The organism is Shouchella oshimensis, from assembly GCF_002019765.1.
Lineage (GTDB): Bacteria > Bacillota > Bacilli > Bacillales > Bacillaceae_D > Shouchella > Shouchella oshimensis.
Genome location: NZ_KV917380.1, coordinates 2,289,736 through 2,309,691 on the forward strand (window position 1 = coordinate 2,289,736; position 19,956 = coordinate 2,309,691).

The following is a 19,956-nucleotide window of genomic DNA, read 5'->3' on the forward strand; positions in this document are numbered from 1 at the left end:
GGCGCTATCAGCCCAATCAATTTAGTATCATTTTCTGTGAAATTATCTTAATGACACGGCAATGGTTTCACTGCCACACATTGTCAAAAAGCAATTGTTTTTAAAACATATAAGGAATGTTGACTGCTATAACAACAAGAACGAAAATGACAATCCATTGACCGAGATAAATGAGCCTTCCCTTAAATCCACCATGTTTCTCAATCAACTTTAAAAACGAAAGATGGGCAAAACTATGAGCAGCTATATAAAAAACATTTGTGAACCAGTCAAAAAAATCTTTAGGCTTTTTCACATAGTAGTTCGATAGGTAACTACCTATAGGTGAAGAAATGCCAAATAAAAAAAACAACATACCTGTTATAAACTGCAATCCGATAGAAAGACCAACAATAGTAAAGATAATTAAACCAATTGTCTCCATTTTACCCACTTTGATTTTAACTTTTTTGTACTTTTACCCAACTTTTCATTATTTAGCAAAAACTATAAAAAACCTTGCTGTTTAACTTTTAAATTGCCAATCTTAGTTTTTCTAACTTGTGAGCCTAATTTCAATCACATTAATAATATTTGCAACAATAGCTAAAACAACTGTCGCGATAAAAATTAACCCCAAATAGCGCAATTTCCCTTTAATACCACCATGTTTGGTCATGACTTTTTCATAAGCACGATGAGCAACCCCATAGTTCATTATGTAGAAAACATTCATAAACTTATCGTACCAGTCTTTCGGATGGTGCTCATAAAATTTCTCCACAAACCGTGCATATGGATTGTTTCTTCCAAGGACAAGAAAAACAAGTGCTGTTATATATTGAAAAGCAAGACTAATTGATAATAAAAACATAACGCCAGCATAAACAATCATTTAATTCGCTCCATAAGCAGATTTAAGCTTTGCACTCCCATTAAACAATACTGCGCCATGATTAGCATAATAGCCAACGCCCATTGCCAAACCTGGTAAGAATTCTGTCCCTGCAGAAAAAGCATCTTGAAACACTCCAAATGGCTTTCCTACAAAAGAATCCATAAATCCAATTGCATTATGCACATCTCTTTGTCTCCAAGCACTCTTCACGTCCTTATATGTCTCTTCATCCCTAATTTGGCTCCTTGAGAAATTCTCAATCGACAGCGTTCCGCTTGTGATCATTGTACGAATTTGATCAACATACGTCCGCATCAATTCGATATCTTCGGCAACATAATCCATAGGAGTTTTCATTTTTGAATCTGTGTCATATAACTGGGAAGTGGTTTCGTTAATTATATTCTGTGAGTTAGATAAACTTTGTTCAATTCTTGAGTAATCAAACGAAGGCATTGAGAGGACATCGCTATATTCACTTTTTATATCCCAAAGTGCTTCGCCATGTTGGCGTGCAACTGTCTTCAATTGATCCAATTCATCATAAAGTTGATCCATCATAAACGATTCTTTTACCACCGCTTCACTCGTAAACGTATCCGAAATATCGTTTTGCAGTTGGTTTAGTTTTTCCGAAAAATCTTGCATGACATCTCTTAGTAAGTTAAGAAATGGACGGTGGGTTTCTTTCCAAAAATTCGCTATAGCCGTCGCCGTTCTGCCTGAACTCAACCTCCCAGAATGCATATGTTGACTGGTAAGCCAACCCGCATAGCCAGAAAATTGACCATTTTGATCAGACGTCTCCTTAGCCATTGACTGAAGCATTTCAATGGTTCTTTCGGCATCCAGCGCTTTTTTACCCATGTCCTAACCCCCTTTTATTGCATTTGCTACTTCTTCTTCCGCGGCCACAAAATCGTTAATCATTTTTTCAATATGATCAGCATTATCAAGCACTAGTGCTTGATAATCGGCAATCAACTGCTGTATTTTCTCCATGTTGTCTTTTGCTTGTTCAATTGAATCTAAAATGGTTTTTTCATTTGAATACGTAGAATTGCTCAGAGTTACTTCATTGATATGATTTCGAAGATTGCTAATTTGGCCCAGTACAATCTGCGGATTTAACCGAATTTCCTCACTCACTTACCCCTTACCTCCTATTCTTACAATCTCTATTAATTCAATTATGTATTTTCCCAATTTTTAATTATACAAAACCACGATATAGCCAAGTAATTAATGATTTATACCATTTGAGAGATTTCTCCACTACTAATCAATTTTAACGTAAATGAGAAAACAATAAAACAGTACATTCCTCCTTTCCCAAAAAATACTAAATAAAAATAAAGGTCTTTTTTCCTAATCTAAATGTCATTTTTTTTAATAAACTCCATCTTGTAAGACCTAAACACTTCCGCTCTTATATCTAATAACATTTCATTTAAAGAAAGGAAAATAAAGGATAAATAAAATACGTACACTACACAATTTGCATAGATGTCCGGGAGAATAACTTTAAAACAAAGACTACTTCCATATAAGTCACTTTAGGGTAAACAGATTTTTATACTCTCTATTGGCAAAGCCTTACCTTTTTGAGAAAAATCGCCTCATTTTGCACAATCGAAACAGACTTCAATAATGCCTCCATGTGTCGATACACTTCTTTCCACATATCTTATTGAGGAATCACGAAAAAACATGATCGATCATTAGTGTAAGTAACTTCTGCATTCGTTCACCCCTTTGAGATTCTTTCACCCATGAGTACACGGATTCATCCTATCTTTTCTCTATCATAACTCTCGTGTTTTTCTAACGAATGTAAAAAGAAATAACATGCCGGAGGTTTAACCTGCATGTTGTGAATGGGTACTATGGTTTATGGAGCTGACTCTTTCTTTTGATAGACTTTCGTAAGCAGTTGCTCAAACGCTCTTAAGTCTTCCTCTACGTGAAACAACTCTTTGACCGCATGCTGCTGATACCAGCCGATTGCCTCTTTCACCTCATGATGCAGCTTCGTATCGTAACTTTTCCATGTACCTTGTCCTGATTGAAGAATGGTTTCCGCTTGTTTCGTTAAGAATGCAATGTTGTGACTGATCCCCGTGTACAAACATGACCTAACGCCGTAAGGGACTTGTGGCATAAAGAGGCTCCTTTCGAGTGAATTTGGTTACTTTAGTAATAAACAATCAATTTTTGTTCACTTTAATAACCATATTAACAAATAAATATCACTTTAGAAACCGTTTTTGTTCAAAAATTTTGTACTTTAGTAATCTTGATCAATATAATTATCTGTAGGTGATTCCATATGAGAGCAAAAGAATTTGGACTATATATAAGAAAACTCAGAAAAGAAAAGCAGATGACAATTAGACAACTTGAATTATATTCAGGTGTCTCACATTCGTACCTTTCACAATTAGAAAACGGCAAAAAAGACATTCCATCTGCGAATGTCTTAAATAAAATAAGTAAAGCTTTAAAACTTCCTCCAGAGCTATTGATGCAAAAAGCCGGTTATATTGAAGGAGATGAATTGGTTGATCTTAAACAAAATAAATTTCAAGATTTGACTGATGATGAGATTAGATATCTTGAGGAACAGCTAGAGCTGTTTCGGCGGTTGAAGGGAAAGAAATAGTTAATAATGTAAAACAACAGAGAGACATTCTCTGTTGTTTACTCTAGCAATCTTTAATTTTCTTACTTTTAGAGATTATCTCATTAATCATTGAATATGGTTGCTCCTGCTCATTATTCTGTTCCAAAAGTAAAACCTCCTACTCCTCATAAATTATTGGTATTTTCAAAAAATTATTTTTCAGCTATAGATTTCAAAACTTACTTTTGATAAATTACCATTATCTCTTCTAGGGTTGTAATTTGACTTATAATCATACTGAAATACCCACTTAACCACTTTATTTTCTTTTCTATATAATGTGTAATTCTCTAGATATTTATCTTCTGCTAAGAGCTGTATTTCATTTCCAAAACTATCAACCAATTCAAAGTCAATGAATTTAAATTCTATATCTTTGTCAGTAACATTAATGAATCTTAGTTGTAGTTCTAACTCTTCATCATTTAATTTTTTTACCTTTTCTACTTGCACCTGAGTGTTAAGGTTAGTTGCTTCTATATATGAAATTCCTTTTATTGTTTCAATAAATCTCTTTCTATCCTCTCCCCAAATTTTATAGTCAATTTCTTCTAATTCAAAGAGCTTTACTATCTTATCTTTAAATGTATTTAAACCATTCTCATCATGCATATGAAAGCTTATCTTACTGGAATCAATTGCTCCACTAATGTGTCTAAAATCAAAATTAGGAGTGAGTATAGAATTGTAACTCTTTGATGTAATCCAAGCTGCTCCCATTTCATTCAAACACGGCGGGCTCTGATAATAATTATGTGAAAGCACAAAAAGAACCATAATGTTGCTTTTATTTAATTCTTCTTTTAAGAATTCAAAAATACTCTCACCATAAGGAATACCATAGCCACTCAGTGAGCTACAAAATATGTAATTCTCACTTTTCTTAATCCCTATATCATTTAATAGCTGTACTAAAGACTTCACATATTCAACATCTTTAACAGAATGACTAATAAAAATTTTATCAATTTTATTGTTAGATCTTATTTTTTCTAACTGTGTTTCCTCTTTAAAATCATAAGTTTTAAGTGCCACCAACAAACCAATTACTTGATCAAAATAAAATTGACCATTCCCATTTGCATTTTTGGCAACATCATTAAATTCATTATATATATCAATATCACTGACATTTTTCTTAATAAAGATTTTACACTTATGTAACCAAGCTACATAATTATCGCTAGAGATATAGTCTCCAGTTAGATCATGAGAAAGTGGAGTATAATCATTCTGACTAATTGAATAACCTTCTGCAATCAATTCCTCAAGTCGTTCTCTTACATCCATAGTTTCTAGCTCCTTTTTTTGCAAGTGTTCATTTTCTATAGATATTAGATAATCAAGTAGATAATCCTTAATCTCATTTAAAATTGTTCTTTTATTTAATATATTTCTTTGTAAAATATGATCTAAACGCTGTTTATTTTGATTAGCCTGATATAAATCAAGACTCGCTAATCCATCAGGAATTGTGTTATTTTTTAAAACCTCTTCATAATGTTTTAACTCTACAACAATTTGACTAACAGCCAAGATCATCACATTCCTGTCATCTAATTCATGCTGGTCATCAAGCGTAATAACTTTTCTAGTGTTCAGAACAAAAGAATATATTTCATTAAAAATTTTTAAATACAATTCTTTAGATATACCTTTTTTTAAAGCTATTTGCCTTACCTCTACCTGAACAATTTTTATGTTTTTTTCAACTAATTTTATTTTGTTCAACTTACAGAACAGCAATTCTTTGATATCAAACCTTGAATGTGCAATTCTTGATATTCTATTTATTACACTTTCTAAGTTCTTACTATCTGCTTCTAATTCTCTTGAAATGGATTGGATTTCATTGAGTTCCAACTTAACTAGACTCCTCTCAAAACAGGACATAATATACTATTATACAATATTTACAAAAGAAAAAAGAAGGAATTATTCTCCCTTCCTGCTTAACTCAATATGTAGAAAACTTTATTAAGCGCTCTTTTTAGCTGAATCCTTTTTATAAACTTGACCATATCAATAAACCCATTGTAATATCAGTAGTATAATGAGGCTGAACTATATCAAACCAGTTTTCTAATTCAATAGCAAGGTCTTAAATACTGTTACTTCCTTTTGTTGTTGTAAATATTGCAACACGGCCTATATTTAAAGATTTAACAGCAATCGTCATTGTTTTAAATCTAATTGAATTAAATTTATAAGTATTAAATCTCCCAGTACTATTATTTAAAATATATAATTATTCTTAGTTAGAAGATTACCTACCTGATAATTTGATATTTTATTATTAAACGTTTTTATTTCAAGGTTGAAGCTATAAAATTGATTGGGAGTAAGAAACCAAGGATCGTCTGTAAATTATGTTCAAAAACCAGCCCATACACAAGAAAGCTGTTCACATTGAGGGCTATAAAAGACCTCAAGCAACAGCTAATTCTAATACTATTCTCTAAATTGCTTCCCCATTAACGAGTCCATTAAAACAGAACTTCCATTATACCCTAATCTACCACCGCTCCCCTTCTTCACCTCAACGGAATCCAAATCTCCGCATATGAATCTTCTTTCATCACATCTTCGTTTACATAGACTTCAAGCTCAGGAGTGCCCGCGTGCTCGTAGGGATTTGACGGAAACCATTCTGTGAAGATCTCTTTCCATACTTTTGAAATTGCGCTTGGAGCTGGACCGTGTACTTCAAATACCCCCCACGTCGATGCTGGTAAAACAAGCTTCTCGAATTCTTCTGACTCACTCGCAGATGATTCAGCCGCAATCCAATACTCAACCTTTTCTAGACTTGTATTCACTTGGTTGTCTACACATACCCCCAACAAACCTTTAATTTCTCCATTGTTTAACCCAGCTAACGTTGAAATGGTGCCATCTTGTGCAGCTCGATCCCACATCTTCGGTATGTCTTTCGTATTCTCATCGTTCTTAAGTGAAAATGTCCCCCTTGTTCCAATTATTTGAAATTCATCTCGTTTTACTACTCGATAGCGCATTGGATTTGCTCCCTTCATTTGTACGTGCACGACAAGCCGATTGTACGCATTTACCTTGCCAAGCCCTTTCCGAATGGCACTGGGTGTAACCCCGTGTTGCTTACGGAAGGATTTTGAAAATGCTTCTGGCGTTTCGTACTGGTATTTGTACGAAACATCAATGATTTTCAGATCTGAGCTGACCAATTCTTGTGCTGCCAATGTTAAGCGCCGTTTGCGTAAGTAGTCACCCACAGACATATCCGTTAACACGGCAAACAACCGTTGAAAATGATACGGGGACACATTGGCTTGTTTTGCGATCTCGCTGATTGTGATTGGTTCAAGCAAATGCGTCTCCATATAGTCAATCGTTTCTTGTAATACATCAATCATTGCCATACCTTCAACTCCTTAGCTTTATCTTAAAGGGATTTCTTAACTGAATCTGGTCCATTTATGCGCGGTTGTAACCGATATTGTATCTAAAAAACAACTTAATCTTCTCTATTCAAATCTCAGCGTTTCGTTTAATATGGATTTATTATACAATCCCATCAGCAATTTTTAACAAATGTTTAAGAAATGAAAAAAAGGTTATGTGAAGAGAGAACAAGTAAATAAGAGGAGAATATACATATGAAACGTACAACTAGTTTGATAGCTACAATGGTTGCTATTCCCTTTATTTTAGGTGCATGCTCCGATTCTGACGACGGCGCTTCAAGCGCTCCAGCTGAAGAATCATCTACAACGGATGATGCAGGTACAGATGAAGACAGTGAGAATGAGACAGACGATACCGATACTCCGGCTGAAGAAGGCGAAGATCAACTAGACCTTGTTGTTGGGGATACAGCCATCATGGAAAGCAACGTTGCTTCTTTTGAATTTACGCTTAATAGTGTTGAGATGGTCGAGGAGATTGATGGCGAAATGCCGGAGTTAGACGCCTATATTATTGCATCAATTACGATTAAGAACGTTGGTGATGAGCCGATTGACGCTTTGGAAACATCGCGAACGTTTGAGTACACCGATTTTCTCGAAGGGTCGGGCATGCCAGATGATTCTGAGTGGTACGATGAATACGATGGGGTCGAGGGAGAGATTGCTCCAGGAGATGAAATGACTGGGACGGCGGTTTATCAAGGTTATATCGATGAAGAAAATCATCTCCGCGTGAAGCCTGGTTTAACCGGTATTAGCGCCATCAACGATGCGATGTTTACATTTACCCGTGATGAATTAGAAAATTAAGTTTCGCACAGAAGGTTTCTCTGCATATGAGGAACCTTCTTTGTTTGTCTACGTTTTTCTAGCTCAATGGTTACCCTCTCTTCTCCGATAAAAAAAGGATAGCAAATTTATTCTGAACCTTTCCCCTTTTTCAAACGTATTACAACAAGTAAACGACGAAACCTTAAGGAGACTTTATGAAATCATTTATTTTTTTCATTGTTTTTATCTGTGTTCTGTTGGTAAATCCTTTTCTCGCAATGGCCGCCTCCACACCCTCAGGTATACCTTTAGAAGAGGTTGAAGACGTTGTTGATCAATTTGCTTCTGAGCATATTGGCCAATCAACTGTGGGAGCGAGTATTGTCATTATTAAAGATGGGGAGATTGTGTTAGCTAAAGGCTACGGTCAAGGGGATGTTGAAAACAACGTGCCTATTGATGCTGAAACGTCTGTTTTTGAATGGGGATCTATTAGCAAGTTGTTTGTTTATGTGGCTGTGATGCAGCTTGTTGAGGAAGGAAAACTTGATTTAAATGAGGATGTTCAGACGTATCTTCCCGAAGGTTTTTTAACAAGACTACATTATGATGAGCCGATTACAATCATGCATTTAATCAACCATCAGGCGGGTTTTGAGGATTATGTCTTTGATCTTGGTTACAGTGATAAGGCCTATGTTGAATCGTTGGAAGAAGGCTTGAGACGGGGTGAGCCTAAGCAGATCTATCCACCAGGTGAAGTGGTTGCCTATTCCAATTACTCGAATGCGCTAGCTGGGTACATTGTTGAACAGGTGACGGGGCAACCGTTTTATGAGTATGTTGAGGAACAGATCTTTTCTACGTACGATGAGCCAGTAGAGGCTGCATTTGTTCCAAATGATCCGACAAGCACGGTTGAAACGAATAAAGTAAACGGATATTTGCCAGCCGGTGTAGGTGAGTTTATTGAGGGGAACCCCTTTTATGTGTCGATTTACCCTGCTGGTGGCTTAAATGGAACTGCCCTTGATTTAGCGCAGTTTGCTCTCGCCCTTATGCCGGAAGATGGCGAATCACCACTGTTTCAGTCTGAATCGACGTTAGAGGAGCTGTTCACACAAACATATGCACCTACAGACAATTTCCCTGGATTGGCTCATGGTTTTTGGGAATTCCCAGGTTCACAAAGGACGGTCGGTCACGGCGGCAATACGGCAGCGTTCTCTAGTCATTTTCAGCTTGTTCCTGATGATCGATTTGGGGTCATTGTGTTGACGAACCAAGGTGGGGAATTGCACTTCACACAGGAGCTCATGACAACTCTAGTCGGCTTAGATACGACTAAAACAACTAGTTCCTTGCCAGACACGAGCGAAGTAAGCGGTTCCTTCCAACAGTCAAGAAAGATGGATTCCTCTTTTATTCGTCTTTATTATTCACTCCTAATGATGTCAATTGAACCACATGACAATGAGTCGATTGTCGTCTCCTTTGGAGGTGAATCCGCCATTTACCAGCAAGTGCAACCTTATGTGTACGCATTGGATGAAGGTGCCCCACTGTTTCTAACCATGCCTTATCTTTATGCCCAAATGGAAGACGGCGAACTCGTCAAAGTATCAAGCTCAGCAGGTGATTATTTCCCTAACTCTTGGATGAATCAAGCCCTTCTTATTTTGTTGGTTGTTTCTTGTCTTTATATGATTGGGGCTGTACTAACGATTCCGATTGTCTTTCTCCTACGAAAGATACGCCGTTCAAACAAAAAAAGCACGAAACCGTTTATTGGCTTGCAGCTACTGTCGTTTGCTCTTGTGGTAAATGTTGGCATCATGGCATTTCGTATGCTTGCAGACACAGCAAGACGTTTCAGTGAGTTTTATGTTCAAATCGGACTCAATTATGTGTTACTGCTTCTCGCTTTCCTATTCTTTTTCTTCTGTATGAAACGCATACGACGAGAGCAGATGAGCAAAGGGCTACTGTTTTTAAGAATACTGTCTCTTGTTATGTTTGTACTATTTGCTAGCTCGCTTATCTATTGGAGAATGCTCGGTTGATGGGGTGTGAGCCCCATCTTTTTTTACTATTTAATTCACTCAGCAACGTGTGACCTTTACTTTTTCGTTGAATGGTAAAATCGTTTCGCTTTCTCTCTATTGCCACATGCCTTCATCGAACACCATTGTTTACTTTGATTCTTTGTTTGATCAATAAAAAGCCACTCACAACGGCTACTTTGACATTGCTTTACTTTCTGAATTGTTTTTGACATGATCAAGTCTCCAAATGCTAGGACGACGATATAAGCAATTTTTGTTAATCCCCCTGCTCCTATTAACTTCTTTTCAAATACTCCAGCCTCATTCTGTGTAACTTCCGTATGCTTTTGGGCATGTTTGATCCATTCATTGAATGTGCGACTATCATCCGCAGTCGCTATTGTTCGCTTTATAGCATGAATCGCTAGTCGATACATTACTTCTCTTAACTCAATTATTTCAGCTAAATTCATAGCAGAGCCGGAGTCTTCCTCTACAATAATCCCGGTGTAATTGGCCCACTTCAAAACATCCATCTCACTATTAAACCACTCTTGATGATTTTCAGTGCGGTGAAAGTTTGCTGAATTGATAAAATCTAACCCAACATTCCCAGTACTTTTGCTTAATTGAAAAGGTTTCGTTTCGTTCATTGTTTCAGCTCTCCTCATCATTTCAGCTTGCTAAATGTAGTTTAAAGGGTTAATATATAACTGTCAAAAACAATTTAGGGGGTTATAATGTGCTCGGTTACTTTTTTCTCTTTCTTGCCATTGTCATTGAGGTTTATGCCTCAATTCAGTTAAAACATTCTAACGGCCTAAAATTTATTGTACCGAGCATATTAACTTTTCTTGGATACGGTTTAGCGTTCTTTTTTCTAGCAAGATCCCTTATTTATTTACCTATGAGTATTGTTTTTGCGACATGGTCAGGCTTAGGTATAGCGTCAACCGTTTTATTTTCCCTTTTTTTTCTAAATGAGCGAATTAATAAACAATCTATTGTAGCGTTAACGATTCTACTTTCCGGAATTATTTTATTAAATAGTAGTTCTTAAAAAGATTGAGGTGCATGAATTTTGCAGAAACATTATTTGTATTTGGCATTAGCGATTTTTTTCGGATTATGTGGACAAATCCTGCTTCAGTATACAAATGGCTTTACAGAGGTCTCTTTTACCATTGGCTGCCTTGCCTCTTATTTTCTAGGATTTAGTTTCCTAGCCTTTGCTGTTAAGAAACTACCTTTATCTATCTCTTACGCTATTTGGGGCGGGGTGGGTGCTGCGATGTCTGTTATAGTTGGTGTAATTCTTTTTAATGAATCACTCTCTTTCACGAAAATTTCAGGCGCGACTCTCATCATAATAGGGATTGTTCTACTTCAATTAAGAAAGAAAAAACCTGTCCAGAATGAAAACTAATTTTTTTTACTTCCATGTACCTTTCTTCAAATCGATCTCAAACTTTACGCTTCTTCTTTAATAAAATTGAAAATCTTTGTTGAACCGTTTGTACCGTGTATTTCCGCTCTCTATTCATTGCCGATTAGTGAGCAAGGAAACGATGTTGGTATCATCTCTTTCCTTTATTATTTTCAGTATTTTCTACCTCTCACTACCTTTTTCAAATCTTCATTTTGTTAAGCACCCGCTCCCTTCTCTCATCTGATTTTAACTTGTCACGCTTCCTTTTTTTGTGTACGCTACGTTCATGAATACATCTTGGTGAAAGGAACGATTCTATGGAAAGGAAAAGCCATATACTTGTTGTTGAAGATGAGCACCGGATTGCTCGCGTGCTCCAATTAGAATTAACTCATGAAGGTTATACGACAACTGTTTTTCATAATGGTTTTGATGCATGGGAAGCACTCCAGTCCCAGTCGTTTGATTTGTTACTACTGGATGTCATGCTTCCTGGCTTAAGTGGAATCGAATTAGTACGACGGGTTCGGAGTCGAGATGATTCAACACCAATTATTATGCTAACAGCTAGAGATGCCACCGTTGATAAAGTGACCGGTCTTGACCTTGGCGCGAATGATTACATGACTAAACCTTTTGAAATAGAAGAGTTACTAGCACGCATTCGGGTGTCTTTGCGGCATGCTCATCTCGCTGCAAAACCTTCATCTTCTTCTTTATTAACAGCTGGCTCTCTTCGTGTTGATACTGCATCCCATGAAGTCCACGTTAAAGGAAATGAGGTATCCCTCACCAATCGCGAATACACGCTCCTTTGCTGTTTGCTTGAACATCAACATCAGGTGTTATCACGGGAGCAATTACTGGAGCGCGTCTGGGGCTATGATTTTTATGGCGAAACAAATATTGTTGATGTGTACATTCGGTATTTACGCAATAAGATAGAAAAGCCGTTTGGCTCAGCCTTTATTCATACTGTTCGCGGAGCGGGCTATATGTTAAAGGAGTCGAGCTCATGACATTATCAAGGCGTATTACGTTCTTTTCAACTGGACTTGTGACGATTTTGCTTCTTATAGTAAACCTTTCTGTTTATGCACTGTTTAAAGAAAACTTGACATCGAGTGAGTTGGATCGGCTGGCAAATCAAGCTGTATCGATTTCAACTGGTATTGACCAAGCAAACTCAAGCCCCGAGGCTCGTAATCAATTTATCCATACGTATGCCCCTGAAAACGGGATGCTACGGCTTGTTGATGCAAACGGCGCTTCTCTTATAACCGTAACAAAAAATGACGATTTGCTTGATCTTCCTACATCCTTTTCTCCTCAAGAAACAGCAGACGTATTAAGGGTTGATGACGATCAATACGCAACCGCATCTACTCCACTTATCTGGTCAAATGGTCAAGTGGTTTCCTTGCAACTTACCCAGCAGCTTGATTATTTAGAGGAGACACTACCATTACTTGGGATGATCTTACTGGTTGCCTCCCTCGTCGTTTTCATTCCAACTTTTTTAGCGAGTCAAGCTCTAGGACGATTTATTTTAAAACCGATTCGCTCTTTAGCTGGAACGATGAATGAGATTCGACAACAAGGTACATTAAGAAAAGTAGCAGATGTTCCAACGAAACAAGATGAACTGGCTGACTTAAGCCATTCTTTTAACCATATGATTGATTTACTTCAACAACATGCCGATCAGCAGCAGCAATTTGTGTCAGATGCCTCCCATGAACTTAAGACACCACTCACGGTTGTGGAAAGTTATGCCAAACTGTTAGAGCGCTGGGGAAAACACGATCCTTCTATGATTGATGAAGCCGTTGATGCAATTTTGTCTGAATCAACAAGAATGAAAGCTTTAACAGAACAAATGCTTCTTCTTGCGAAAGGCGAAACACCTGCACATGAGAGAACACTTCTTCACATCAATCAGCTTGTAAAAGAAACATGTGAAAGAATGAGCATCGCTTCTGGGAGGCCAATTACGTTTGCTGATACAGGCCAGACCCTTCACGTTCTAGGCTCCGAACATTTATTGAAACAACTTTTTTTCCTATTACTTGATAACGGGATTAAGTATTCAGATGATGCCCTCACTGTCACTGTAGAAAGACTAAAAGAAGAGGAATGCATGATTTCCGTTAAGGATCAGGGAATTGGCATCAGTCAAGAAGAGCAAGCAGCAATCTTCAAACGGTTTTATCGCGTTGATCAAGCACGCTCTCGAGAAACAGGTGGTAGCGGTTTAGGTCTATCTATTGCGAAAAAGATTGTAGAAGAACATGATGGATTGCTTCGACTGGAAAGTATCGAAAACCATGGCTCTACATTTTACGTGACGCTGCCATTAGTGAGAAAGGAGTATGACGATGACACGTATTAGGAAATGGCTTCTTCTCGTCGCTTGCTGCCTGTTGGTTGTCACAGGTATGTTTATGTACCGCTGGCTCCAGCAAGAGACCTTAAGTGATGCGGAAATCTCAGCCATTGTCATGGAACGATTTGATCCAAACGAAATAGAATCCATTACGTATAAAGGTGATGAACACGTCTACCAGCTCACTTTTTTAAAAGGGTCAGGGGAATATGAGCTAACACTAGATGCGACATCAGGCTCTATTCAATCGTTGCGCTTGTTAAACCAACGGGAGACTCCGTTAAGTGAAAAAGAGATCGAGGCAATTTTGTTAGAGGCTTATCCAGAACAAGGGATTGAAATATCCAATATGAACTTACAGGATAACCGTTATTATGTGGACTATAGCGTAGATGGTCGGACTGGAGAGGTCGAGGTGGATGCTTTTACAGGTCACATCATCCGTACTAGCCTTGAAGAAGAACAAGCCATCCTCTCTCCGGATCAGGCAATCGAAATTGCTCTTTCTGAGATACCAGGAACAGTTGAAGATGTAGAACAGGAAACCCGTAACAATCGACTTGTCTATGAAGTAGAATTGGAAGATACAGGGCGTGATGACGATGCCCTCGTCATTATTGATGCGTATACTGGTGAGATTATTTCGGTTATTTGGGATTAATCATTTCTCATCAAACTCTCATTTTCCTTTCACGGTTCCTTCATTTGTAGAGGCTATAGTAAAGCTATCAAAAACAACTGGAGGTCAGAAAGATGAAAAAACAAACCGTTATGATTACCGGGACATGCGCTTTACTAGTAGCTGGAGGGGCAACTTGGAGTTTTGCAAATGCTAAAGAAGAGTCTACTGTGAAAGAAGTCAATGCGCAATCAACCACAGTTGCCGGAACGACTGCTTCCTCTCTAACATTAGAACAAGCTGTTAAGGTAGCGGAAGAGTACGTTGGAGGCAATATGGTTAAAGCGAAGCAAGATATTGAAGATGGGGTCGATGTGTATGAAGTCGATGTACGCACGCCTCAAGAAACGTATGAATTTACGTTCAATGTTCATACTGGTGACCTCATCGAGATTGATGGTGATTTGCTTCTGACAGAAAATCAAGCCGAGCCCGCTCTAACGCAAAAAGATGCTGAAACGATTGCAATTGATGAAAGTGGCTTAACAGATGTAAAAGAAATTGAATTAGAACAAGAAAACGGACGCCTTGTTTATAAAATTGAATTCGCTCTTTATGAAGACGATGCCGACTTAGTAATCGATGCGGAAACAGGCGATGTTGTTAAAATGGATGATGAGCTCCTAAATGGCACATCTGAGGACGGAGCAACGTCTTTCCTTTCATTAGATGAACTCCTTCCTTTTATCGAGTCGGAGCTAGGTGAACCGGTAACAATCTTGGAAAGTGAACGTGAGTATGAGAATGGTATCCCTCTTTATGAGCTTGAAGTCATGGTTGATCACGTTGAGTATGACATTGACCTTCATGCAGAGACTGGTAAAATCTTAAAACAAGAACGTGATGACTAACAGTTTAAGCTACTGTCCTATCTTGTAGATAGCGGTAGCTTTTTACTACATCTATCTGGTTACGAGCACAAAAGAAGGTTACACTATTAGTATAACTTGTAAAGAGGTGCTGTGATGACAACAAAGGTTTTCGTAAACTTTCCTGTTCGTGATTTAGAAAAATCAACACATTTCTATGAGCAGTTGGGCTTTAAGAAAAATGAAATGTTTTCGAATGAACACGCAAGTGCTATGTTATGGGACGATCATTTTTCGATTATGCTGTGAACACACAATTTCTATAAACAGTTTCTTCAAGGTAAAACAATTGCAGACACACAGAAAACAAGCGCTGCGTTAATTGCATTCGAAATGGAAAGCCCAGATGCCATAAAACAATTTGCTAAAAAAGCAAAAGAAAACGGTGGTCATTATTATCGCATTGATCATGGTATCCCAGAGGAGCACATGTTTGGCCTTGAAGTAGCGGATCTAGATGGCAACACCCTAGAACCAATGTGGATGGCACCTACTCAATCATCCTAACGAATGGCTTTAATGATGGTGAAAAGGCTTTTGTTCGAAACGTTCCCAATTTATTAGTGACGTTGATACAGATTCACAAAATAGAACGAGGCTAGGACATAACTAAAAGTAGTGTTTGAAAAGACGAATAGTCTAAAATATGCTGAGTAGCACCGCTACAGGAGAATCCTTCGCTTTCCGGGGACACGGCCTCAGCCTCCTCCGTGGAAAACCACCACTCCAGAGTCTTCAGACACGTGCTGATCCCCCAGGAGTCTTCTGATTCTCCTTCCGCTAATTTTCATATAAAACAAACGACGAACGTTCCTATTTTCAGGAATGTTCGTCATTTTGATCTGTCTATCTACTTTTGTCCCAGCCTCGTTATTCTTTGATGATGAACCTCTCTACGAAACAAGATGACACGCTACGAAATGACCTGGTTCAACCTCTCGAAATGAGGGTACTTTCTCTGCACATGCAGCTGTGGCAATTGGGCAGCGTGTATGGAATTTACATCCAGTTGGTGGATTTGCTGGATTTGGGACATCCCCCTTTAAGAGAGCACGCTGACGTTTGCGCTTTGGATCAGGTATAGGAACAGCGGCAAGAAGTGCTTTTGTGTAGGGATGAAGAGGATTTTGATAAAGTTGATCTCTACTTCCCATTTCCATCATTGTTCCAAGGTAAAGAACGCCGACACGGGTACATAAATGTTCTACTACACTTAAATCGTGCGATATAAACAAATAAGCCATGTTTTTTTGTACTTGCAATTCTTGGAATAGGTTGATGATTTGTGCTTGAATTGATACGTCTAAAGCAGATACTGGCTCGTCTGCTACAATAAATTCTGGGTTCATAATAACAGCACGTGCAATACCAATGCGTTGTCGTTGACCACCGCTAAATTCATGCGGATATTTGTCGATATGGTATGTAGGTAATCCACACAGTTCCATTACATTCAGCACTTTTTCTCTGACATTCGCTTTTGTAGCTAAGCCGTGATCGAGTAGCGGCTCCGCGAGCGCCTCTCCAACACGTAAACGTGGATTCAAGGAACTAAAAGGATCTTGAAAAACAAACTGCAATTTCGGACGCAAGCGACGCATCTCTTTTTTAGATAGCTCATGAATAGTTTGCCCTTTATACGTAACGGAGCCTGACGTAATATCATGAAGACGAAGTAATGATTTCCCAATGGTACTTTTACCGCTTCCAGATTCCCCTACAAGACCGAATGCTTCACCATGATTAATAGTGAAGCTCACTTGATCAACAGCGACTACCCTCTCAGGTTTACGATTAAAGAAAGATGCCTTCGTACTGTAAACTTTTTCGAGACTATTTACTTCTAAGAATGGCTCACTCATTGCACCACCTCCTTTTCTCTATAAAGCCAGCAGGCAACTTCATGTTGCTTCTGCCCTTCCTCTGTTAAAGTGGGTGCTTTACTTGTGCAAATATCCATACAATGTTCACATCGGTCAGCAAAATAACAGGATTCAGGCAAATCTAAAAGCTGGGGTACTTGACCAGGTATTGTATAAAGTTTGTGTCTACGTGATCCAAGAATTGGCTTAGCTTGAAGCAAACCTCTTGTATATGGATGCTTAGGGCTCTCGAAAATATCCTCTACTTTGCCTTTTTCAATTATTTTTCCTGCATACATCACAACGACATAGTCAGCTACTTCTGCAACAACACCAAGGTCGTGAGTTATTAACAACATAGACATCTGTTGTTCTTCTTTTAAAGTTTGCAGCAAATCTAAGATTTGAGCTTGTATAGTAACATCAAGCGCTGTTGTTGGTTCATCGGCAATCAACATTTTTGGATTACACGATAGCGCAATAGCAATCATGATTCGCTGTAACATGCCACCGCTCATTTGATGCGGATACGATTTTAGAATATGTTCCCCACGCCCAATTCCTACGAGTTCAATAAGATCAAGTGCTTTAGCCTTAGCTTCTTTCTTCGATAACGTCGTATGGTTAAGAATGGTTTCCACCAGTTGTTCTCCAATTGAGAGAACAGGGTTTAAGGAAGACATTGGTTCTTGGAAGATCATTGCCATTTCGTTTCCTCGTATACGTCTCATATCTCCTTTGGACAATGTCCGTAATTCTGTACCAGCCAATTTCATGGAACCAGAAACGCTTCCTGCTCCTGAGATAAGGTCCATAATAGACAAAGCAGTTACACTTTTCCCGCACCCAGATTCCCCTACGATACAAACGGTTTCCCCTTGATGGACTGTAAAGCTTACCCCATCAACAGCTTTTACAAGTCCTTTTTCAGTATGAAAATGAGTACGCACATCTTCTATTTCTAATAGCGGTTTCACTTTTCCCACCGGAATCAACGTCCTTTCATGTTCGGATCAATCGCATCACGAAGCCCGTCTCCAAGTAAATTAACAGATATGACAGTAGCAAATATGGCAACACCAGGTGGAATCCAGAGCCAAGGACGATTGGTAAAATCAATTAAACTATTCGCCGTATTGATCATATTCCCCCATGATGCAGTTGGTGGAACGACGCCTAGCCCAAAGAAACTTAAAACAGACTCGCTTAGGATCGCTCCTCCAACACTTAAAGTGGCGGTTACAATTAATAGTGGAACCACATTTGGAAGTAAATGGTTTAGCACTTTACGTCGATCCCTAAGTCCTAGCGCTTCTGTTGCTTGCATAAATTCGCGCTCACGCAAACTTAACACTTGGCTGCGCACAAGCCGGGCTAGTCCAGGCCAGTTTACAAGACTTAGCATAATCATAACGACGTAAAGGCGTTGTTCCGCAGGCACTCTCCACTCAGACATAACCGCTGCCATAATAAAGAGCAGTGGAATGCTAGGTAAGGTCATTAGAATATCCGCAAGCCTCATAACGAGCTGATCTATTATGCCTTTGTAATAACCAGCTAAAATACCAAGTATCCCACCTATTGATACAGCTAATAACATCGCTCCTATTCCGACAGTTAGAGAGATGCGACCAGCAAGCATTAAACGGGTCAACACATCACGACCCAAATGATCCGTACCAAGCCAATGCGCTGCGCTAGGCGCTTGATGAATCATCTGAGAATTCGTTCCACTTGTCATATAAGGTGAAAAAAGTGGTCCAACAAAACTAAACAAAAAGATAAACAAAAGAAAAAGGAGTCCGACCATTGCTATTTTATTTTTAATAAAGCGACGCCCAACTTCTCTCCAAAGAGAAGATTTTTGTCCTTTTTCAAAGTCAAGCACGTGTGATGAGCGTACATTTGGACGATTATCCAATCTTCTCCCCCCTTATTTCACCCGAACACGTGGATCAGCTACACCATACAGCAAGTCAGCTAGTAAATTGCTAATAACGGTCAAGAGAGCAATAAACATTGTGAAGCCCATTAATAACGGATAATCTCGAACTGAAAATGCTTGCATGTAAATGGCGCCAATCCCTGGCCAGTTAAAAATTTGCTCAATGATAATTGCTCCACTAAAGAGCGCCGGTAATTCAAACGCAAACAACGTAATCGCTGGCAATAGCGCGTTGCGCAATGCATGTTTGTAAATAACTACTTTTTCCTTTAAGCCCTTTGCCCTTGCAGTTCGCACAAAATCCTGCTTGATGACTTCAAGCATATTTGTTCGAAAATACCTAGTAAGTCCACCAATACCTAGCATGGTTAAAACAAGAACAGGCAAAATCATATGCTCCAAAATATCCTTTATTCGTGCCCATCCAGAGTAATTCATTCCTGAACTTGTCATTCCACCAGCCGGTAGCCAACCGAGATCCACCGCAAATAGTTTAATAACAATTAAGCCAAGAAAAAAGGATGGGGTTGCCATTGCCGCAAATACGAGGAAAGTAACAAATCCATCAAAAAAGGAATATTGTTTTGTAGCTGATACCACACCGATAACAACCGCTATGCCCCAAGTTAAGAAAAGGGAAGCAACGGCAACAATGAATGAACTCCATATGTAATTTCCAAGAACCTCTGATACAGGACGTTGAAATTGAAGCGAATAGCCTAAATCACCTTGAAAGAGGTTCCCCATCCAAATAAAATAGCGGATGAATGTTGGTTGATCGAAGCCATATAAGGCAGATAATTCTGCTTTTCGTTCAGCTGTTAAATTTGGGTCAGCGTCAATAAAGTTCCCAGGAACAAGTGAGTAAAGGAAAAAAATTAAGATGGATGCTCCAATTAATGTTGGGATTAAATAAAGCAAGCGTTTGATTACGTAATGACGCAAGATGAGGTACCCCCTTTAT

At 38.5% G+C, this 19,956-nt stretch carries 23 protein-coding genes; 11 read left to right on the top strand and 12 right to left on the bottom strand.

From position 1 onward, the window contains the following. Positions 1–100: 100 nt before the first annotated feature. The 5 genes from BK583_RS11445 to BK583_RS11465 all read right to left on the bottom strand — a co-directional run bounded on the left by BK583_RS11445 (position 101) and on the right by BK583_RS11465 (position 3,038). Complete coding sequence (locus tag BK583_RS11445; RefSeq protein WP_055735190.1) at positions 101–424, bottom strand: hypothetical protein; 324 nt, start codon at positions 422–424, stop codon at positions 101–103. Positions 425–535: 111 nt separating this feature from the next. Continuing rightward, positions 536–874 carry a hypothetical protein gene (locus BK583_RS11450; RefSeq protein ID WP_055735189.1) on the bottom strand — a complete coding sequence of 113 codons (339 nt, stop codon included), beginning with the start codon at positions 872–874 and terminating at the stop codon, positions 536–538. After that, complete coding sequence (locus BK583_RS11455; RefSeq protein ID WP_055735188.1) at positions 875–1,744, bottom strand: LXG domain-containing protein; 870 nt, start codon at positions 1,742–1,744, stop codon at positions 875–877. A gap of 3 nt (positions 1,745–1,747) precedes the next feature. Next, complete coding sequence (locus tag BK583_RS11460; protein WP_055735187.1) at positions 1,748–2,026, bottom strand: YwqI/YxiC family protein; 279 nt, start codon at positions 2,024–2,026, stop codon at positions 1,748–1,750. A 742-nt stretch (positions 2,027–2,768) separates the two neighbouring features. Further along, the gene (locus BK583_RS11465; RefSeq protein ID WP_055735784.1) at positions 2,769–3,038 is read right to left on the bottom strand and encodes a hypothetical protein; all 270 of its coding nucleotides are present in this window, start codon (positions 3,036–3,038) and stop codon (positions 2,769–2,771) included. Between the two features lie 168 nt (positions 3,039–3,206). Between BK583_RS11465 and BK583_RS11470 the strand changes: the two genes are divergently transcribed. After that, the gene (locus tag BK583_RS11470; RefSeq protein WP_055735783.1) at positions 3,207–3,539 is read left to right on the top strand and encodes a helix-turn-helix domain-containing protein; all 333 of its coding nucleotides are present in this window, start codon (positions 3,207–3,209) and stop codon (positions 3,537–3,539) included. Between the two features lie 180 nt (positions 3,540–3,719). Here the strand turns inward: BK583_RS11470 and BK583_RS11475 are convergent, their stop codons facing one another. Both BK583_RS11475 and BK583_RS11480 read right to left on the bottom strand, forming a co-directional pair. Further along, positions 3,720–5,423 (bottom strand): toll/interleukin-1 receptor domain-containing protein, encoded by a 1,704-nt coding sequence (locus BK583_RS11475; protein ID WP_245804418.1) that lies wholly within the window; start codon positions 5,421–5,423, stop codon positions 3,720–3,722. Between the two features lie 671 nt (positions 5,424–6,094). After that, positions 6,095–6,958 (bottom strand): AraC family transcriptional regulator, encoded by an 864-nt coding sequence (locus BK583_RS11480; RefSeq protein WP_055736446.1) that lies wholly within the window; start codon positions 6,956–6,958, stop codon positions 6,095–6,097. Positions 6,959–7,195: 237 nt separating this feature from the next. On the opposite strand from BK583_RS11480, the gene BK583_RS11485 reads away from it, so the two are divergent. Together BK583_RS11485 and BK583_RS11490 are read left to right on the top strand one after the other, a co-directional pair. Beyond that, the gene (locus BK583_RS11485; RefSeq protein ID WP_055736445.1) at positions 7,196–7,816 is read left to right on the top strand and encodes a DUF4352 domain-containing protein; all 621 of its coding nucleotides are present in this window, start codon (positions 7,196–7,198) and stop codon (positions 7,814–7,816) included. 176 nt (positions 7,817–7,992) lie between these two features. Further along, positions 7,993–9,840 carry a serine hydrolase domain-containing protein gene (locus BK583_RS11490; protein WP_055736444.1) on the top strand — a complete coding sequence of 616 codons (1,848 nt, stop codon included), beginning with the start codon at positions 7,993–7,995 and terminating at the stop codon, positions 9,838–9,840. Positions 9,841–9,896: 56 nt separating this feature from the next. Here the strand turns inward: BK583_RS11490 and BK583_RS11495 are convergent, their stop codons facing one another. Continuing rightward, positions 9,897–10,475, bottom strand: coding sequence for a CGNR zinc finger domain-containing protein (locus tag BK583_RS11495; RefSeq protein ID WP_055736443.1), 579 nt, complete (start codon positions 10,473–10,475; stop codon positions 9,897–9,899). 89 nt (positions 10,476–10,564) lie between these two features. On the opposite strand from BK583_RS11495, the gene BK583_RS11500 reads away from it, so the two are divergent. The 8 genes from BK583_RS11500 to BK583_RS21070 all read left to right on the top strand — a co-directional run bounded on the left by BK583_RS11500 (position 10,565) and on the right by BK583_RS21070 (position 15,692). Beyond that, a complete protein-coding gene (locus BK583_RS11500; RefSeq protein ID WP_055736442.1) occupies positions 10,565–10,882 on the top strand; it encodes a DMT family transporter in 318 nt (105 codons plus the stop codon). A 21-nt stretch (positions 10,883–10,903) separates the two neighbouring features. Beyond that, on the top strand, positions 10,904–11,248 hold the full coding sequence (locus BK583_RS11505; RefSeq protein ID WP_055736441.1) for a DMT family transporter: 345 nt from the start codon (positions 10,904–10,906) through the stop codon (positions 11,246–11,248). A 320-nt stretch (positions 11,249–11,568) separates the two neighbouring features. Next, positions 11,569–12,270, top strand: coding sequence for a response regulator transcription factor (locus tag BK583_RS11510; protein ID WP_055736440.1), 702 nt, complete (start codon positions 11,569–11,571; stop codon positions 12,268–12,270). After that, positions 12,267–13,643: a sensor histidine kinase gene (locus BK583_RS11515; protein WP_055736439.1), complete on the top strand. Its 1,377-nt coding sequence runs from the start codon at positions 12,267–12,269 to the stop codon at positions 13,641–13,643. The genes BK583_RS11510 and BK583_RS11515 overlap by 4 nt, the downstream gene beginning before the upstream one ends. Then, positions 13,630–14,298, top strand: a complete 669-nt coding sequence (locus BK583_RS11520) for a PepSY domain-containing protein (RefSeq protein ID WP_055736438.1) — start codon at positions 13,630–13,632, stop codon at positions 14,296–14,298. The genes BK583_RS11515 and BK583_RS11520 overlap by 14 nt, the downstream gene beginning before the upstream one ends. Before the next feature lie 92 nt (positions 14,299–14,390). Beyond that, on the top strand, positions 14,391–15,167 hold the full coding sequence (locus BK583_RS11525) for a PepSY domain-containing protein (RefSeq protein ID WP_055736437.1): 777 nt from the start codon (positions 14,391–14,393) through the stop codon (positions 15,165–15,167). Positions 15,168–15,281: 114 nt separating this feature from the next. Then, a complete protein-coding gene (locus BK583_RS21065) occupies positions 15,282–15,434 on the top strand; it encodes a VOC family protein (protein WP_218970955.1) in 153 nt (50 codons plus the stop codon). An 84-nt stretch (positions 15,435–15,518) separates the two neighbouring features. Next, entirely contained in the window at positions 15,519–15,692 is a 174-nt protein-coding gene (locus tag BK583_RS21070; RefSeq protein ID WP_218970956.1) for a VOC family protein, read from the top strand. 386 nt (positions 15,693–16,078) lie between these two features. Here BK583_RS21070 and BK583_RS11535 read toward each other — a convergent pair whose 3' ends face one another. From BK583_RS11535 to BK583_RS11550, 4 genes are read right to left on the bottom strand one after another with little or no spacing between them, the layout of a single operon-like run. Beyond that, on the bottom strand, positions 16,079–17,047 hold the full coding sequence (locus BK583_RS11535; RefSeq protein WP_055736436.1) for an ABC transporter ATP-binding protein: 969 nt from the start codon (positions 17,045–17,047) through the stop codon (positions 16,079–16,081). Then, positions 17,044–18,024, bottom strand: coding sequence for an ABC transporter ATP-binding protein (locus tag BK583_RS11540; RefSeq protein WP_055736447.1), 981 nt, complete (start codon positions 18,022–18,024; stop codon positions 17,044–17,046). Before BK583_RS11540 ends, BK583_RS11535 begins: the two co-directional genes overlap by 4 nt. A 14-nt stretch (positions 18,025–18,038) precedes the next feature. Then, entirely contained in the window at positions 18,039–18,968 is a 930-nt protein-coding gene (gene opp4C, locus BK583_RS11545; protein ID WP_055736435.1) for an oligopeptide ABC transporter permease, read from the bottom strand. Positions 18,969–18,980: 12 nt separating this feature from the next. Beyond that, on the bottom strand, positions 18,981–19,937 hold the full coding sequence (locus tag BK583_RS11550) for an ABC transporter permease (protein WP_038479554.1): 957 nt from the start codon (positions 19,935–19,937) through the stop codon (positions 18,981–18,983). Positions 19,938–19,956: the final 19 nt, after the last annotated feature.

Excerpts from the sequence above, each read along its gene's own strand:
- BK583_RS21070 (WP_218970956.1), top strand. The coding sequence starts at position 15,519 with ATGGAAAGCCCAGATGCCATAAAACAATTTGCTAAAAAAGCAAAAGAA.
- BK583_RS11515 (WP_055736439.1), top strand. The coding sequence starts at position 12,267 with ATGACATTATCAAGGCGTATTACGTTCTTTTCAACTGGACTTGTGACG.
- BK583_RS11485 (WP_055736445.1), top strand. The coding sequence starts at position 7,196 with ATGAAACGTACAACTAGTTTGATAGCTACAATGGTTGCTATTCCCTTT.
- BK583_RS21065 (WP_218970955.1), top strand. The coding sequence starts at position 15,282 with ATGACAACAAAGGTTTTCGTAAACTTTCCTGTTCGTGATTTAGAAAAA.
- BK583_RS11495 (WP_055736443.1), bottom strand. The coding sequence starts at position 10,475 with ATGAACGAAACGAAACCTTTTCAATTAAGCAAAAGTACTGGGAATGTT.
- BK583_RS11455 (WP_055735188.1), bottom strand. The coding sequence starts at position 1,744 with ATGGGTAAAAAAGCGCTGGATGCCGAAAGAACCATTGAAATGCTTCAG.
- BK583_RS11470 (WP_055735783.1), top strand. The coding sequence starts at position 3,207 with ATGAGAGCAAAAGAATTTGGACTATATATAAGAAAACTCAGAAAAGAA.
- BK583_RS11520 (WP_055736438.1), top strand. The coding sequence starts at position 13,630 with ATGACACGTATTAGGAAATGGCTTCTTCTCGTCGCTTGCTGCCTGTTG.
- BK583_RS11450 (WP_055735189.1), bottom strand. The coding sequence starts at position 874 with ATGATTGTTTATGCTGGCGTTATGTTTTTATTATCAATTAGTCTTGCT.
- BK583_RS11510 (WP_055736440.1), top strand. The coding sequence starts at position 11,569 with ATGGAAAGGAAAAGCCATATACTTGTTGTTGAAGATGAGCACCGGATT.
- BK583_RS11480 (WP_055736446.1), bottom strand. The coding sequence starts at position 6,958 with ATGGCAATGATTGATGTATTACAAGAAACGATTGACTATATGGAGACG.
- BK583_RS11525 (WP_055736437.1), top strand. The coding sequence starts at position 14,391 with ATGAAAAAACAAACCGTTATGATTACCGGGACATGCGCTTTACTAGTA.
- BK583_RS11465 (WP_055735784.1), bottom strand. The coding sequence starts at position 3,038 with ATGCCACAAGTCCCTTACGGCGTTAGGTCATGTTTGTACACGGGGATC.
- BK583_RS11445 (WP_055735190.1), bottom strand. The coding sequence starts at position 424 with ATGGAGACAATTGGTTTAATTATCTTTACTATTGTTGGTCTTTCTATC.
- BK583_RS11535 (WP_055736436.1), bottom strand. The coding sequence starts at position 17,047 with ATGAGTGAGCCATTCTTAGAAGTAAATAGTCTCGAAAAAGTTTACAGT.
- BK583_RS11490 (WP_055736444.1), top strand. The coding sequence starts at position 7,993 with ATGAAATCATTTATTTTTTTCATTGTTTTTATCTGTGTTCTGTTGGTA.